Raw genomic sequence first — 15,006 nt, forward strand, 5'->3', positions numbered from 1 at the left:
AGGAAGCGGAGGAACCGCCGCGTGGCATCCGTACTCTCCGTGCTGTTCGCCGTGCTGACAGCGCTGGGCAACGCGACCGGCACGGTGCTGCAGAGGATCGCCGCACGACGCGTGCCCCCGGGTGACGCCTTCAGTTTCCGGCTGATTCCGCACCTGGTGCACAGCGCGGCGTGGCTCGGCGGGATCGCCGTCATCGTCGTCGCCGCCGCGTGCCAGGCTCTGGCCCTGACCCTGGGCTCGATGTCGCTCGTTCAGCCCATCCTGGTGAGCGAACTTCCCTTCACGCTCCTGATCGCCTCCATGATCTCCCGGCGACGGCTGCCCGCGGCCGGCTGGACGGCGGCAGCCATGATCGCCGTCGGCCTCGGCCTGGCGCTGGCCGCGGCATCTCCGTACGAACGCCACGGCGATGTCGCGCCGGGCGTGTGGGTACTGACGCTGCTTACGACGGGCGGCGCCATGACGCTCTGCGTGCTGGCCGCCCTCCCACGGCCGCGCGGGATGGCACGTGCGGCTCTGTTCAGCTCGGCTTCCGCGATCGGCTACGCCCTGACGGCCACGTTGATGAAGTTCTCCACCACCACCTTCGAACAGCACGGCGCCGGGGCCTTCCTGGCCTGCTGGCAGACCTACGGCTTCGTGGCTGCCGGGGCGTGCTCCCTCTTCCTCCTGGCCAACGCCATGGAATCCGGCCCCCTGGTGGCCTCCCAGCCCGCCCTCACGCTGGGAGAGGCGCTGGTCAGCGTGGCGCTCGGAATGCTGGTGTACGGCGACCAGGTCCGCACCGGGTGGTGGCTGATCCCGGAGGGCATCGGCGCCGTGATGGTCACCTGGGGCGTACTGCTCCTGCCCAGGGTCAAAACGGAGAACCAGGACACATCCGCGACCTGACCGTCAGGAACCCTCTTCTGCCATGCCCGGATGGCGCAATAGACACACATACCCCTTTGATAGATCAAAGCGTGCGTGCAGGTGGCGCACGACAACCGAACGGTGTGTGCCACCGGAAGTACGGCGAACGGAGCCGCGCCATGACAACCGACCCGACAATGCCCTCTACGCCCAACGACGGCGACCGCTCAAGGCCCCCCGACAACGCGGTCCCCGCGTACATGGTCGACGCCTACGCGGCCGCCGCCAACGAGGCCGCCGCCAACGAGGCCACAGCGAACGAAGCCGCGGCGAACGAAGCCAACGCGAGATTGGCCGCCGCGAGAGCGGCCGCAGCGAACGAAGCCGCAGCGAAGGCGGCCGCCGCCAACGAGGCCGCCGCGAACGAAGCCGCCGCGAAGGTGGCCGCCGCGAACGAAGCAGCAGCGAACGAAGCCAACGCGAGAGTAGCCGCGGCGAACGAAGCCGCCGCGAAGGTGGCTGCCGCGAGCGAGGCCGCAGCGAAGGTGGCCGCCGCGAACGAAGCCGCCGCGGATGCCGGTCCGCAACAAGACCCGGACCGGGACTCGAGCGAGGAGCCCATACGCATGCTGCTGTGGACGGCAGCCACTTGCCGGCCGCTGGAGGAAGTCGCCGCGCTGGTGAGTCTGCTCAAGCGGACCGGGGAAGTGCCCAGCCCCGGTGACGAGGCGCTGCGCGCAGCCGCCGTGGCCCGCCCACTGGACGAGGTCCGGCAGCTGGTCTCCATGCTCACCGAGCACCCGCACGAGGTCGACGAAGCCGACACGACACTGCGGGCCGCGGCCCTGGGCAGGCCGATCGAGGAGGTGGCACAGCTGGTGAACATCCTCGGCCACGAGGAGAGCGACCACCGCTCCCCGGCAGGCGATGCGGCCCCCGCCCGCACGAAGCGGGCGACGCTCGACGGTGAGAAGACACCGAGCGACCGCAGCGCCGACAGGAAGGCCGCCGCGGCCCACGAGCAGACGAGCGGCCGCCCCGCGGTGCCGACCATGGGCCCCCGGGGCGTCATCCCGTCCGTCGGCGGCGCGCTCGGCGCCGGACGGGGCGCGGACACCGCTTCGCCGGCCCTTCGTTCCGTACTGCGGTTGCCCGCGGCCGTCCTTCTCTTCGCCTGCGGCGTCATCCACCTGCCGACGGACTTCGCGCATCTGCGCTCCGGCGGATACGCCGACGCGCTTGCCATCGCCGTCACCGTGCTCTGTCTGGTGCTCGGCGTGTGGCTGGCCGTACGCGACACCATGCGCGCCTGGGCGGCGAGCGCCGCGACCGCCATCGGCATCGTCGCCCTGCACGCGGTGGCGAGCGTCGGCACGGTGGACCTGCTGGACAGCAGTCTGGGCGAGTCCTTCGCCTGGGCGGAAGCGGCAGCGGTGTCCTGTGCCGCGGTCGGCGCGGTGCTGGCCGGTTCGGCTCTCTTGCGCCGCCAGAAGGAACCCGAGGCGACCAACGGAGCCTGACGGGCGACCACAGACACCGAGGGCGGCCCATACCCGGGCCGCCCTCACCCGTACCACTCGAATGCGGCGATCAAGGTAATCACAAAACGGGCATATCACGCGGCATATGAATAGTCATCAGCCCGAGCTGCGCGCCGCTGCCCGACGCCTGGGACGCCGTCATTTCCTCACGCTCACCGCGGCGGCCGCCGCACTCGCCTTCGCCACCGATCTGCCGGCCGCCGGCGCGGCGAGCGTGCCCGAGCTGGATGCCAGGAAGATCGCGGAGAATCCTTTCACGCTGGGCGTCGCCTCGGGGGACCCGCTGCCCGAGAGCGTGCTGCTCTGGACCCGGCTCGCTCCCCGCCCGCTCGAACCCGACAGCGGTCTGCCCGAGAAGCGCGTGGTGGTCACCTGGGAACTCGCCCGCGACGAGACGTTCCTGCGCATCGTCAGAAGCGGTACCGCCACGGCGCATCCCGAGTTCGACCACGCCGTGCATGTCAAAGTCGCCGGGCTCGCTCCGGGTCGTCCGTACTATTACCGTTTCCGCACCGGGACGTGGGACAGCCCGGTCGGGCGGACCCGCACCGCGCCCGCGCCCGGCGCGGCGAGCTCCCGGCTGAAGCTGGCGGCCGTGGCCTGCCAGGCGTACCACCACGGCTACTTCACCTCGTACAGGCACCTCGCCGGTGAGGACCTGGACCTGGTGGTCCACCTCGGTGACTATCTCTACGAGTACGCCGTGGACAGCGCCGGCGGCTCCCGCGAATACACCGACCGTCTGCTGCCCGCCCACTTCAACCGCGAGGCCATGACGCTGGCGGACTACCGGCTGCGGTACGCCCTGTACAAGTCCGACCCGGATCTCATCGCCGCGCATGCCGCGCATCCGTTCGCCGTCACGTGGGACGACCACGAGACCGAGAACAACTACGCGGGCGCGACACCCGAGAACAGCGTGCCGCCCGAGGAGTTCCTTCTCCGGCGCGCCGCCGCCTACCGCGCGTACTGGGAGAACCAGCCACTGCGCGCTCCTCAGCAGCCACGGGGCCCCGACATGCGGCTCTACCGGCGGCTGCATTTCGGGCAGCTCGCCCAGTTCGACATCCTCGACACCCGTCAGTACCGCTCGGAACAGGCCCGCGGGGACGGCTGGCAGAAGGCCCGCCCGGACTCCAAGGCCCCGTCACGCACCATCACCGGCAAGAGGCAGGAGCGCTGGCTGCTCGACGGGTGGAAGGATTCGAGCGCCACGTGGAACGTCGTACCGCAGCAGGTCACCTTCGCGCAGAGACGTGACAAGCCGACCGCCGACTTCAAGCTGTCCATGGACGCCTGGGACGGGTATCCCGCCTCTCGACAGCGGATCCTCGACGGAGCTGAGGCGGCGGGCATCAAGAATCTGATGGTGCTGGACGGTGACGCCCACGTCGGTTACGGCTTCGACCTGAAGAAGGACTTCCAGGACCCGGCCTCGCGCACCATCGGCACCGAGATCTCCACCACGTCGGTCGCCAGCGGCAGGGACGGCGCCGACAAGCCCGCCAACTGGGACGACCTCATCCAGGCGAACCCGCACCTGAAGTTCTACAACGGCCGCCGCGGATACACCGTCATCACGCTGGGAACAGACCGGGCACGCGTGGACTTCAAGACCGTCTCAGGGGTCACCAAGCCCGGCGGGACGCTCACCACGGCGGCCTCGTTCGTCACCGAAGCGGGCAGGGCAGGCCTCACACCGGCCTGAATCGGCTCGGCCGGCGGTCGGCAGCCGGCGGCCGGCGTCCGGCGGCCGGCGGACATCGCAGCGGTCGGGCAGTTATCACTCCCGCCACAGGGGTACCCCTAACCAGCGACCACCCGCAGGCACCAAGGGCTGTCGACACCCAGGAACGAGGTGTGCGCAATGAGTGAGAAGGAATCGCGCGAGCCGGACCGCGAGCCCCGTCCGCGCACAGAAAAGGGGCCGGGCGCCCACTCCGGCGCGGAGCGCCAGGCCCAGGAACGGGTCGTACCCGGAACGGCGAGCGCCCGCGAGGGCTACCGGACCAAGGGCGGAACAGCCGGCGGTGAAAGCCTGGAAGGCGTGGAATCGTCCGGCGAGGAGCGCGGTGCGCAGCGCTCCGCCAAGGGCGACGTCACCCACACTCCCGCCCGCCGCAAGCGCCACAAGTGACCTCGGAAAAGGCGGCCGCCGTGATCACTGAGGAACACGTCCGGGATCTCCTGCGCCCGCGCGCGGACGAGCCCACACTCGTGGTCGTCCGGGGCCGGGCCCAGGTGATCCCCGCGACCGAGCTGGACAGGGGCGACTACCGGGGCGCCATCGAGGTGGTCTCGGCCAAGGAACTCGTCCGGCGCATCGGCACCCGGACGCCGTCCGACCAGGACATCACCGCCCTGGCGAGCACGCTGAACACGACGGTCGCGGAATTGGGCAGCTGACCCGGCCCCGGTCCTCTTTCACTCCCACAGCCCCGCACGCTGTGCACGCTGTCATCCCGGCTGCCGTCACCCATGTGGAGTGCCTGGGACGGCTTCCGGCTCGTCCCCGCGTTCCACTGGAGGCGGCAGCGCATGTACCGGGAACAGTGCATGGAGTGAAATGACCATGGTCCAGATTTCGATCGTCGTGCCGTGCTACAACGAGAGCGAGGTGATCGAGGCCTTCCATGACGCTCTGATCGCCGCTCTCGAGCCAATAGGGGCGACCTTCGAGATCTGCTACGTCGACGACGGCAGCCGCGACGAGACCATAGTGATCCTCAAGGACCTCGCAGGAGCCGATCCACGGGTGCGCTACACGTCCTTCAGCCGCAACTTCGGCAAGGAATCCGCCATGCTGGCCGGCATGCGCATGGCCCGGGGCGCCGCGGTCGTCCTCATGGACGCCGACCTTCAGCACCCTCCCGAGTTCATCCCCCGCATGCTGGAGCTGCACCAGCATGGGTACGACCAGGTCGTCGCCCAGCGCGACCGTACGAACGAAGGGGCTCTGCGGACGGCGCTCTGCCGCGCCTACTACCGCCTCGTACGGCGCTGCATGAACGTCGAGATCGTGAACGGGGCGGGCGATTTCAGACTGCTGTCACGTCGTGCCATCGATTCCCTCCTGTCACTCCCGGAGAGCAACCGCTTCTCCAAGGGGCTCTTCTCCTGGATCGGTTTCGACACGGTCAGTTTCACGTACGAGAACGTCCAGCGGGCCGCCGGAAAGTCCAAGTGGAGCGGACGGCATCTGCTGAACTACGGCATCGACGGGCTCATCTCCTTCAACAGCCGCCCGCTGCGCCTGGCGATCCACACCGGTCTCTGGCTCTTTCTGTCCGCTCTCGTCTACGCGTTGTGGATCATCGCGAACGTTGCCCTGGACGGGGTCGACACCCCCGGTTACGCGACTCTGATCACCGCCGTCGTCGCGCTCAGCGGAATCCAGCTCGCCACCCTCGGGGTCATCGGCGAGTACGTGGGGCGGATCTACGACGAGTCGAAGCGCCGGCCGCATTATGTGGTCCGCGAAACGGACGAGTCCGCCGCGGTGCTCGACTCGGGCCTCTCGCTCGCGCCCGCCGGACAGGCACGGCCGGAGGTATGAAAGCTCGGGGCCTGCGCCAGTTTGCCGCCTTCGCCGCGATCGGCGTCGTCAACACAGCGGTCTACTACGCGGTGTACGCCTCGCTGAACATCTGGATGCCGTATCTGGTCGCCCATGGGGTGGGCTGGGCGGTGAGCATCGTCGGATCGTTCCTGCTCAACTCGTATGTCACCCTGCGCACGAAGCCGACCTGGCGTGCCTTCTTCCGGTATCCCCTGTCGGCCGTGGCCAACGTCGTGGGCAGCGGAATCCTGCTGTACGTCGCTGTGAGCAGGCTCGGCATGCCGGAGAACATTTCCGCACTCGCCGCCGGTGTCCTGGTCACACCGCTGTCGTTCCTGCTCGCCCGGTGGGCCATCACCTCCGGCGCGGCTGCCACCCGGGCCTCCGAAGCGCAAGCGCAGGCGCAGCCGCAGGAGGCTGAGCAAGAGGTCACTGAAGCCGATCCGAGTAAGTGACCTTGTCGAGGCGGTAGTAGTCGGCAACGCAACCGGCCGGCCAGACGTTGCGCCCCTTACCCCCGAACGGCTCCAGCGTCCCGGCGACCGACAGCGGCGTGTAGGGGGCGGTCTTCGCGCCCTTCGCCGCCTGCCCGCGCAGGTACCGGTCCTGACGGTCCCACTTGTACGCCCGTACGCGCATGTCGTGGCCCAGGTGGTAGAGCGGGACAGCCAGCCCCAGGATTGCCGCGACACACACCGCCGCGGCAACCGCCTTCGCCACCACGCCCGTCCGCTGCTCACGCAGGCGCAGCGCACGCCCCAGGAAGGCGCCGGCGCCGACGAGGAACAGAACGTACAGCAGCAGGTAGTCGTTCCAGGTCCGCTGGGCGGTCATCACGCGCGCGCCGAAGACGGGATAGGTGATGACCGTGCACAGGTAGCCGGAGACGAGGAAGGCGAGCGCGCCGAAGGATGTCCACAGCAGCGGCCGGCACGGCAGCAGGACCGGCGAGGCACCTGCCCGGCCCCGCGCCAGCAGGCCCAGCAGCACTCCGGCCGCGACCGCTCCCACGTACTGCCAGGTCGTGAAGACGGTTTCCAGGATGTGTACGTACCCGCGCAGCGACGCGGTCAGTGACTCGGGGGCGAGCATGGAGGTGGTTTCGAGGCCGAACCGCTCGCGCCGCTTACGCCCTCCCGGGGACGTCATCAGCACGATCATGCCGATGCCGATGCCCGCGATGCCGATCAGTGCCCAGCAGCGGGCGACGGCGAGGGCCCGCTCGGTGAAGATCCAGCGGCCGAGCAGTACCACGCCCGCGAGCACCACCACGCAGACGACCGAGGCTTCCTCGGAGAGCGTGCCCATGAAAACGCCGGCCAGGAGCACGACGGCCAGGGCGGTGATCCTCCCCCGCCGGCTGCGCGCCGCCAGGAGCGGCAGGGCCGCCGCGCAGGCCAGCACGGGAGCCAGGGTGTGCGAGACGGAGGCGGCGGGCCAGTAGAACGTCTTGTACGTGTTGGGGGTGGCGAAGAGGAAGACCGCCGTGATCATGGACGCCACCAGCAGCGGGACCGCGCGAGGCACCGACTGGCCGGCCCTGCGCAGCAGCTGGACGGTCAGGGCCCACAAAACGGCCAGCATGAGGACGCCGGTGATCACGGCGAACCATTGATGGCCGGCGACCGGGAACTTCGCGTACATCCCGACGAGCAGGCCATTGCCGACCCGGCCGTTGTCGGTGACGTAGAACTTCTCGACCATTCCCCAGACGCCGAGCTCGCGCACTTTGGGCAGGAAACACCACTCGTCCGCGGTGGGCCGGACATGGCGGCCCAGCCATGAGGCTGCCGCGAGCAGCCCCAGGGGCAGGAGGCAGAGCCCCGTCGTCCAGACGGTCGTCCACGACCTGAAGAGACCTCGGACCCTCTTCCCGCTCCCCCGCCCCGGGCCGCCTCCGCCCGGTACTGGTTCGCGCGGGATGGCGACACCCGGTGCAGCCGTCACTAGGTCTCCTCTTCACCGCCGGAATCGGAAGCGGAACCTGTCCACCGCTCGGCATCGTGACCGGCGACGCTTCGTCGGGGCGGAAGCCCACGCCGCCGCAGGCCCGTTTGCCGCCCAATGGAGCAACCAGGACGCGACCGGGGCGCCACAGGGCGCGGGCTTTGCGCTGGTCAGTCCCAGTACCAGTACTCGAGCCCCAGCGCGGGCAGCACGAAGTAGCCGTCGTCCCCGCAGCTGATGTCCCGCACCTTCAGATCCGCCGGGCTCTTCGCACCGCGCGCCCGGGCGTCCGCTATGAGAAGCCTGGCGAGCGCCGCCCCGCTCTCCTGGCCCGGCTCGGGGAACTCCGCCTCCCAGTGCCACTTGGTCCGCTTCTGCCAGCCAAGGGCCCGCAGGGCCGAGGCGCGTTCCGGGCTTTCCTCGCCGTCCCCTTCGCGGATGTGCGCGAACAGGCCCTTGCCCGGCTGGAAGCCGACGAGCGCGCACCGGTAGTCGTCGGCGCGGTTGTAGAGCTGGAACCCGGCCCAGTCCCCGACCGTCGCCGGCAACTGCTCGCTCCAGGCGGACAGCAGCAGCCCCAGCGACTCCTCCAGGTGCTTGAAGTTCGTGACCTCGCCCATTACGGGGAGCAGGCCCAGGCAGCGGCAGCCGCCGACCAGCCGCTCTCCCTCGTGGCGGTGCAACTGCCAGAGGTACGGCAGGTCGTCGTACGAGGACACCTGCTCTTCGCCGTCCCCCACGCCGTAGTCGAAGTACCAGGCGTCCATGCGTTCCAGCTCGCCCCTGGGGTGCACGCTCAGGTCCGCGCCGAAGGTCCGTCCCTCCAGCACCAGCGTCCACTGCTCACTGCGCCACCGAATGTGCGGCCCGAACGCCGAGCCCCCCACCCAGGCCGGCTGCCCGAGCCGCCCGGTGACGGCGTCCAGCACCTCGCGGAATGCCTCTCCGCGCTCCTGGACACTCCGCCCGCCCGTGAACTCCTGTACCCGTACGGCGTGGTACCCGGTCTCCTCCGGCTTCGGCCGGTGGATCAGCCGCTCGGCGAGGTCCGCCGCCGCCTCCAGGGTGCCAGGCACGCTGCTCATTCCCGTATCGCTCATGAAGATCAGCCTGCCACCGACCACTGACAATCCGACGTACACGTGTGCGGAGGGCGGCCGGTCGGCGAAGATGTGGCTGTCGACGATGTGCTGTCACATGTCACTCACCCGTCAGAGCGAGCGAGGAGCGTCCGCGCAGATGCCCACTTCCGGTTCCGGTGCCCGGCCGCCGACGATCGCCGATGTCGCCAAGGCCGCTTCGGTGTCGCGGACGACCGTCTCGCACGCCCTGAACGGGCTCGGCAAGGTCGATCCCCGGACGCGCGAACGCATCAAGAAGGTCGCCGCCGAGCTGGGTTACCGGCCGAATCTGCGGGCGCAGCGGCTGCGGCGGGGACAGGCGAAAGCCATCGCGCTCGCGTCGTCGATGCCGTTCGCGGTGGCCGGTGGGCCGTCCCGGCTCGGCTTCTACATGGAGGTCGCCGCCGCTGCCGCCGAGCGGGCGCTCGTACACGACTACGCGCTCGTTCTGGTGCCGCCCGTGCAGTCGGGTTCGGCGCTGTACTCCCTGGACATCGACGGCGCCATCGTCGTGGAACCCGACGAGCACGACATGGCCGTGGCGCAGCTGCGGGAGCGCCACTTGCCGTATGTGGCGCTCGGCCGGCCCGTGTCGCCCGAGGACGACGCGCCGTACGTCGATCTGCGCGGCGGCCTCGTCGTAGAGCTGCTGCTGGCGCACCTGCGGGAGCAGGGAGCGCGCCGTCCCGCGCTGATCATCGGCGCCGGTGCCCGCCATTCCGCGGTCGACGCCCGCGCCGCGTTCGAGCGCGCCGCCGCGGAGCACGGCTGGCCGCCGCTCGTCGCGACGGCCCCCGAGGAGGGCGGCGAGCAGGCCGGGTACGACCGCTGCGCCGCTCTGCTGGCCGACCACCCGCAGACCGACGCGGTCTGCGCCCTCGTGGACGCCTTCGCGGTGGGCGCCGTACGGGCGATCCGGGACAGCGGCCGCAGGATCCCGGACGACGTCATGGTCGTCACCCGGTACGACGGTCTGCGGGCCCGGACCTGTGAACCCCCGCTGACCGCCGTCGACCTGCACCTGGACCGGGCCGCCGCCGACGCGGTGGAGCTGCTGCTCGGCCGCCTCGGCGCAGCGGCGGACCTCGCGGACAGCACACAGGCCCCGGGCACGCCGGTCGCGACGGCGCCCGAGCCGCGGGTGATCCCCCGCGCCTCGTCGCTGCGCGTCACGGCGCCAGCATGAGCACCGCCCCGGAGACGAGGGCGAAGACCAGCACGAACAGGCGCATCCTGCGGGCATCGAAACGGTGGTGCACCAGGCGGCTCAGCCACGCCCCCAGCGCGAGCGCGGGCAACAGCAGCACCACCCAGCCCAGTTCGTCCGGACTGCCCTGCCCCGTCGCGAACAGCAGCGCCAGCGAGGCCACTTCACCCACGAGGAAGCACACCGCCACCGTGGAGCGCAGCTCCGCCGGCGGGCGGTGCTGGTAGACCAGTGCGAGAGGTGGGCCGCCGACTCCGGTCGCGGTCTCGGTGAGTCCGGTGACGGCCCCGGCGGCGACGTACGCCCGGCGGCCGGGTGTGAACGCCGGAGCGGCCAGGCTCACCACCGCCGCCAGCACGGTCGCCGCTCCGACGAAAAGCCCGAGGCTGCGGTCCGGGATGACCCACAGCAGCATGAGCCCGCCCGGTGTGGCGGCCAGCCGCGCCGCGGTGATCCAGCCCGCACCGCGCAGGTCCAGGGAGTCCCGTTCGCGCCACGCGACGTACAGGTTGAGCGGGATCATCGATGCGAGTACGAATACCGGGACCAGCCCGGGATCGAGCAGCCCCGCCACCGGTGCGACGATCAGCGCGAAGCCCAGACCGCTGCTTCCCTGGACGAACGCCGCGACGGCCACCGTCACCGCGAGGATCGCCATCGTCTCCGCACTCACTGTGCCGTGCTCCGCTCCGCATGAGCGTGCCGTGCGCCGGTGGACGTGGGGTGGACGCGGGTCACCGGGGCCCGCAGCAGCACGTCCCGGCTCAGTTCGGCGGCCCTGCGCACCAGAGCCGGACCGTCCCAGTCGAGCGGCCAGCCGCGCCACAGACGCAGCCGGCCGGCGACGAAGACGGCGGTGATCTGGTCTCGGTTGCCGCGCCGAACGAGCTCCCACGGCAGGTCCCAGGACAGGCTCATCTCAGGACCGCTCACGTCGACGAGCAGGAAGTCGGCGGCGGCTCCCTCGGCTATCCGGCCGGTACGGGCGCCCAGGCCGACGGCGTCGGCGCCTCCCCGGCCAGCGTGCTCCAGCCAGGTCCAGCCCGCGCCGCAGGAGGAGTCCCCGGTGGCCAGGCCGTAGGCCAGGCGCTGCGCGAACTCGGCTGCCTCGGCGAGGCGGAACGCGTCACCACGGGTGCCGTCCGTGCCCAGTCCGAACCGGATACCGCGCTCGGCCATGGTGGTCGCCGGGGCCACCGCGTTTCCCTTCCAGGCACTGGCGACGGGGTTGTAGCTCACCGCGGCTCCGGTGTCGGCGAGCAGGGTCAGTTCGCGCGGGGTGAGCAGCGTGGCGTGTGCGGCCAGCAACTGCGGCCCGAGGGCGCCCACTTCGTGGAGGTACTCCAGCGGCCGCAGCCCGTGCTGGACGAGGGAGCGTTCCACCGCGGCGAGATGCTCGTTGACGTGGATCTGGACGACGGCTCCCGCCGCTGCGGCCAGCCGGGCGGTGTCGTGCAGAGTGCGGGCCGTCGCGGCTTCCGGGACGGAAACGGCGAGGGACGGGTGGATCAGCTCCTCGGTGCAGTAACGGACGAGATGTTTCTCGGCGTTGGCCAGGGTCGTCGAGGTGTCGGCGTCGTTGGCGGTGGCGTCGTTGCAGACGAGGCCGAGTACGCACCGGATACCGACGTCCCTGGTGGCCGCGGCCACCAGTTCCACGTCCACCGGGGCTCGGGTGCCGGCTTCGGCGACGGTGGTGAATCCGCCGCGCAGCGATTCGAGCGCGGCCAGCTTTGCCGCGACGTACACCGCCTCCTCGTCGAGAGCGCCCTCCAGGGGCACCCACAGCCGGCGGAAGATCTCCGAGGGCTCACCGAAGGCGAGGGCCGCGCCGAAGGTCTGGGTGAGGTGGTGGTGGGAGTCGACGAAGCCGGGCATCAGGATGTGTCCGCGCAGCCGTACGGGCGTCAGGTGCGGGTACGTCCGCTCCAGCCGTTCGGCGGGTCCGACCGCAAGGAAGGTGTCGCCGGTGACGATGGCCGCGTAGTGGTCCATCGGCCCGTCGGGCGTCAGCACCACGTCGGGTTCCAGGAGCAGCGCGCCGTCGGCGCGCAGCCGATCGGGGGTCAGGTCGTGCAGGTCGGTCATCGGGCTCTTTCTGTTGCGTGTGGGTCAGGAGTGCTGGGCGGGGGCGGGTTCGCTGCCTTCCGCCTGGGCCGGTACGGCGGCGGCGGCGGGGGCCGGCTTGCGCGAGAGCCGCGGCCGTACGTGGTGGAACAGGATGTTGAGTACGGCGGCGACGAAGGCCCCGACGGCGACGCCGCTTTCGAGCAGGATCCGGACGCCGGGTGCGAAGCCGCCATACACACCGGGGATGAGGATGGGCAGCAGGCCCAGGGCGATGGCGACGGCGCAGATGAAGGTGTTGGTGTGCCGGTCGAGGTCGGCGCGCCCCAGCATCTGTACGCCGAGCACCGTGATCACGGCGAAGACGACCATGGCGGTGCCGCCTACGACGGCCGACGGGACGATGCTGATCGCGCGGGTGACGGGCGCGAGGAAGCCGATGGCGATGAGCACCACGCCGGCGGCTGCCGTGACGTACCGGCTGCGTACTCCGGTGACGCGGACGATGCCGATGTTCTCTCCGCTGGTCACCATCAGTGGCAGGCCGAAGAAGCCGCCGAAGAGGGACGTGAGCGCGTCGCCGCGGATGGTCTTGGGGACGTCCTTGCGCTTGTCGATCTCCTTGCCGACGGCTTCCGCGTTGATGACGGTCTGTCCGGTGGCCTCCGCCATGGAGGCGAGGCTGTACAGCATCAGCGGCAGCGCGGCGAGCAGGTTGAACTGGGGCGAGCCGAACGGCAGTAGCTCCGGGACGCTCAGGAGTCCGCCCTGGGCCGCCGGGCCGGTGTCGACCGCGCCGATTGCGAAGGCCAGGACCGTACCGGCGATCAGGCCCAGCATGACGGCGAGTTGCCGCAGCATCCCGGTGAACAGCCAGTAGAAGGCGACGGTGAAGGCGATCGTCGCCAGGCCGAGCAGGAGGTTGGTGGGGTCGGCGAAGCCGGGCTGCCCGGGGCGGCCGGTGACGAGCAGCGCGCCGACCTTCACCAGGTTGACGCCGACGATGACGATCATCGTGCCGATGACGAGGGCGGGGAAGAACGCGAGCAGCCGGGAGAAGACCGGCAGCACGATGAAGTAGAACGCGGCGGTGATGATCACCGCGCCGGTGGCGGTGGGGAGGTCGTGCTGTTCGGCGATCGCAAGGAAGAGGATCAGTGGGGCGCCGCCGGGCAGCATGACGAACGGCAGCTTGGGGCCGAACTTCCATGGCCCGAGCGACTGGATCAGGGTTCCGACCCCGGAGAGCAGGAAGGCCGCCGAGAGCAGGTTGACGGTCAGACCGGGGTCCAGGTGGAGGGTCGCGCTCATCAGGAAGATCGCCGAGATGGGGGTCGCGGCCATGACGAGGACGTGCTGGATGCCGAAGAGCAGAATCCTGCCGATCGGCCGGGATTCGTCCACGGGGTGGATCGCCTCGGGGGGAGGGGATGCGGGGTGAAGGGATGCGGGGCGGGGACTGGACACTTTCGAGCTCCGTTCGGCTCGCTCCGGCTTCGACCGTGATCCGGCCCGGGACGGGGGCCAAATCGATTCGGCCAAATCGATTTGGCCGCCAGTATGTGAGGGCCCGGAGGGCGCGTCAAGGGATCGCGCACGCCCCCTTCGCGTCACGCTCGCCGCACACGCGCCGCGGGAGGCGTCATCCGAACCGGCACTCTCCGGCGAACGGGTGGGTTGTACGGCGGCACGGCTTCACGTCCGGCAGGCCGGGCATGCGTTCGTCGAACGGTTTCGAGCCGAGGAATGGTGTGGTGATGACCGAATACGAGCGTTCACGCACAATGCCCGCACTGCCCGAGCATGTCTTCGACCAGGCGGCCAATGTCGACCAGTTGGACCAGTGGCTGCCGGAAGCACTGCATGTGCACGCCGAGGAACTGCCTGCCGTCACCGTCCACGAGGACCGCACCGACGAGGACACTTCGGCGCTCCTGCGCGCGCAGAAGGACCAGATGCGGCTGGAATGGGGCACCCGGGACGAGGGCAGTTACACCGGGTGGCTCCAGGTGGCAGGCATTGGCAGCGGCGCCACCGAGGTGACGGTGCATCTCTCGTTTTTCGACGAGGACCACGACCCCGGTGAGGAGTCCGTGAACGCCGCCCTGGATCACAGCCTCGAACGCCTGGAGCAACAGGTACGGCTGCGCGTCGACGACGGCGGCGCCGGCTGACCTCTTGCGCGGCATACCCGGATATCTGTCGCGGCGACGATAGACATGCGAGATCTGTCTGGATAGGCTTCCTGACGTAACCAGGAACTCAGCGATACATGGAAGTCCCTCGGGGCCCCGGTGCCGTACGGCATCGGGGCCCCTCGACGCGTCCCAGAAGAGGTGCAAATGACGCAAGAAACCCACCCGCACACCACCGACCGGCTCGACGATGACGACTACCCCGCCTACACCATGGGCCGCGCCGCCGAGATGATCGGAGCCACGCCCGGATTCCTGCGGGCCATCGGCGAAGCCCGGCTCATCACCCCCTTGCGGTCCGACGGCGGCCACCGCCGCTACTCCCGCTACCAGTTGCGCATCGCGGCCCGCGCCCGCGAGCTCGTCGACAGTGGTACGCCGATCGAAGCCGCGTGCCGCATCGTCATCCTGGAAGACCAGCTCGAAGAAGCCCTGCGTCTCAACGAGGAACTGCGCAGCGACCCCACAGAGTGAGCCTGGTCCAGTAGACCGTTTTCGGGGTGCAACCACTGGGAGT

At 70.1% G+C, this 15,006-nt stretch carries 15 protein-coding genes; 10 read left to right on the forward strand and 5 right to left on the reverse strand.

Going from position 1 to position 15,006, the window contains the following annotated elements:
- The first annotated feature begins 21 nt into the window (after nucleotides 1–21).
- From J7E89_RS02900 to J7E89_RS02930, 7 genes are all read left to right on the forward strand, one after another.
- On the forward strand, nucleotides 22–891 hold the full coding sequence (locus J7E89_RS02900) for a DMT family transporter (RefSeq protein WP_214967880.1): 870 nt from the start codon (nucleotides 22–24) through the stop codon (nucleotides 889–891).
- Nucleotides 892–1,031: 140 nt separating this feature from the next.
- On the forward strand, nucleotides 1,032–2,372 hold the full coding sequence (locus J7E89_RS40510; RefSeq protein WP_251060014.1) for a hypothetical protein: 1,341 nt from the start codon (nucleotides 1,032–1,034) through the stop codon (nucleotides 2,370–2,372).
- Between the two features lie 106 nt (nucleotides 2,373–2,478).
- Nucleotides 2,479–4,101, forward strand: a complete 1,623-nt coding sequence (locus J7E89_RS02910) for an alkaline phosphatase (protein ID WP_214967883.1) — start codon at nucleotides 2,479–2,481, stop codon at nucleotides 4,099–4,101.
- A gap of 159 nt (nucleotides 4,102–4,260) precedes the next feature.
- Nucleotides 4,261–4,530 (forward strand): hypothetical protein, encoded by a 270-nt coding sequence (locus J7E89_RS02915; RefSeq protein ID WP_214967886.1) that lies wholly within the window; start codon nucleotides 4,261–4,263, stop codon nucleotides 4,528–4,530.
- Nucleotides 4,531–4,550: 20 nt separating this feature from the next.
- Nucleotides 4,551–4,799, forward strand: coding sequence for a hypothetical protein (locus J7E89_RS02920; RefSeq protein ID WP_214967888.1), 249 nt, complete (start codon nucleotides 4,551–4,553; stop codon nucleotides 4,797–4,799).
- A 166-nt stretch (nucleotides 4,800–4,965) separates the two neighbouring features.
- A complete protein-coding gene (locus tag J7E89_RS02925; protein ID WP_251060015.1) occupies nucleotides 4,966–5,949 on the forward strand; it encodes a glycosyltransferase family 2 protein in 984 nt (327 codons plus the stop codon).
- A complete protein-coding gene (locus tag J7E89_RS02930) occupies nucleotides 5,946–6,407 on the forward strand; it encodes a GtrA family protein (RefSeq protein ID WP_214967895.1) in 462 nt (153 codons plus the stop codon). The genes J7E89_RS02925 and J7E89_RS02930 overlap by 4 nt, the downstream gene beginning before the upstream one ends.
- Here J7E89_RS02930 and J7E89_RS02935 read toward each other — a convergent pair.
- Nucleotides 6,382–7,899 (reverse strand): DUF6056 family protein, encoded by a 1,518-nt coding sequence (locus tag J7E89_RS02935; protein ID WP_214967898.1) that lies wholly within the window; start codon nucleotides 7,897–7,899, stop codon nucleotides 6,382–6,384. The genes J7E89_RS02930 and J7E89_RS02935 overlap by 26 nt on opposite strands.
- 170 nt (nucleotides 7,900–8,069) lie before the next feature.
- Nucleotides 8,070–8,999 carry a hypothetical protein gene (locus tag J7E89_RS02940; protein ID WP_214967902.1) on the reverse strand — a complete coding sequence of 310 codons (930 nt, stop codon included), beginning with the start codon at nucleotides 8,997–8,999 and terminating at the stop codon, nucleotides 8,070–8,072.
- A gap of 139 nt (nucleotides 9,000–9,138) precedes the next feature.
- Between J7E89_RS02940 and J7E89_RS02945 the strand changes: the two genes are divergently transcribed.
- Entirely contained in the window at nucleotides 9,139–10,206 is a 1,068-nt protein-coding gene (locus tag J7E89_RS02945) for a LacI family DNA-binding transcriptional regulator (protein WP_214967904.1), read from the forward strand.
- On the opposite strand, the gene J7E89_RS02950 is transcribed toward J7E89_RS02945, so the two are convergent.
- The 3 genes from J7E89_RS02950 to J7E89_RS02960 are packed head-to-tail and all read right to left on the reverse strand — an operon-like array spanning nucleotide 10,190 to nucleotide 13,707.
- Nucleotides 10,190–10,900: a sulfite exporter TauE/SafE family protein gene (locus tag J7E89_RS02950; RefSeq protein ID WP_214967906.1), complete on the reverse strand. Its 711-nt coding sequence runs from the start codon at nucleotides 10,898–10,900 to the stop codon at nucleotides 10,190–10,192. The two genes, J7E89_RS02945 and J7E89_RS02950, sit on opposite strands and share 17 nt — an antisense overlap.
- Complete coding sequence (locus tag J7E89_RS02955; protein WP_214967908.1) at nucleotides 10,897–12,315, reverse strand: amidohydrolase family protein; 1,419 nt, start codon at nucleotides 12,313–12,315, stop codon at nucleotides 10,897–10,899. The genes J7E89_RS02950 and J7E89_RS02955 overlap by 4 nt, the downstream gene beginning before the upstream one ends.
- A 24-nt stretch (nucleotides 12,316–12,339) precedes the next feature.
- The gene (locus J7E89_RS02960; RefSeq protein ID WP_374196778.1) at nucleotides 12,340–13,707 is read right to left on the reverse strand and encodes a uracil-xanthine permease family protein; all 1,368 of its coding nucleotides are present in this window, start codon (nucleotides 13,705–13,707) and stop codon (nucleotides 12,340–12,342) included.
- Between the two features lie 344 nt (nucleotides 13,708–14,051).
- On the opposite strand from J7E89_RS02960, the gene J7E89_RS02965 reads away from it, so the two are divergent.
- Together J7E89_RS02965 and J7E89_RS02970 are read left to right on the forward strand one after the other, a co-directional pair.
- Complete coding sequence (locus tag J7E89_RS02965) at nucleotides 14,052–14,468, forward strand: SRPBCC family protein (protein ID WP_214967916.1); 417 nt, start codon at nucleotides 14,052–14,054, stop codon at nucleotides 14,466–14,468.
- A 168-nt stretch (nucleotides 14,469–14,636) separates the two neighbouring features.
- The gene (locus J7E89_RS02970; RefSeq protein WP_214967920.1) at nucleotides 14,637–14,963 is read left to right on the forward strand and encodes a MerR family transcriptional regulator; all 327 of its coding nucleotides are present in this window, start codon (nucleotides 14,637–14,639) and stop codon (nucleotides 14,961–14,963) included.
- Nucleotides 14,964–15,006: the final 43 nt, after the last annotated feature.

This window comes from Streptomyces sp. ISL-100 (genome assembly GCF_018614615.1).
Lineage (GTDB): Bacteria > Actinomycetota > Actinomycetes > Streptomycetales > Streptomycetaceae > Streptomyces.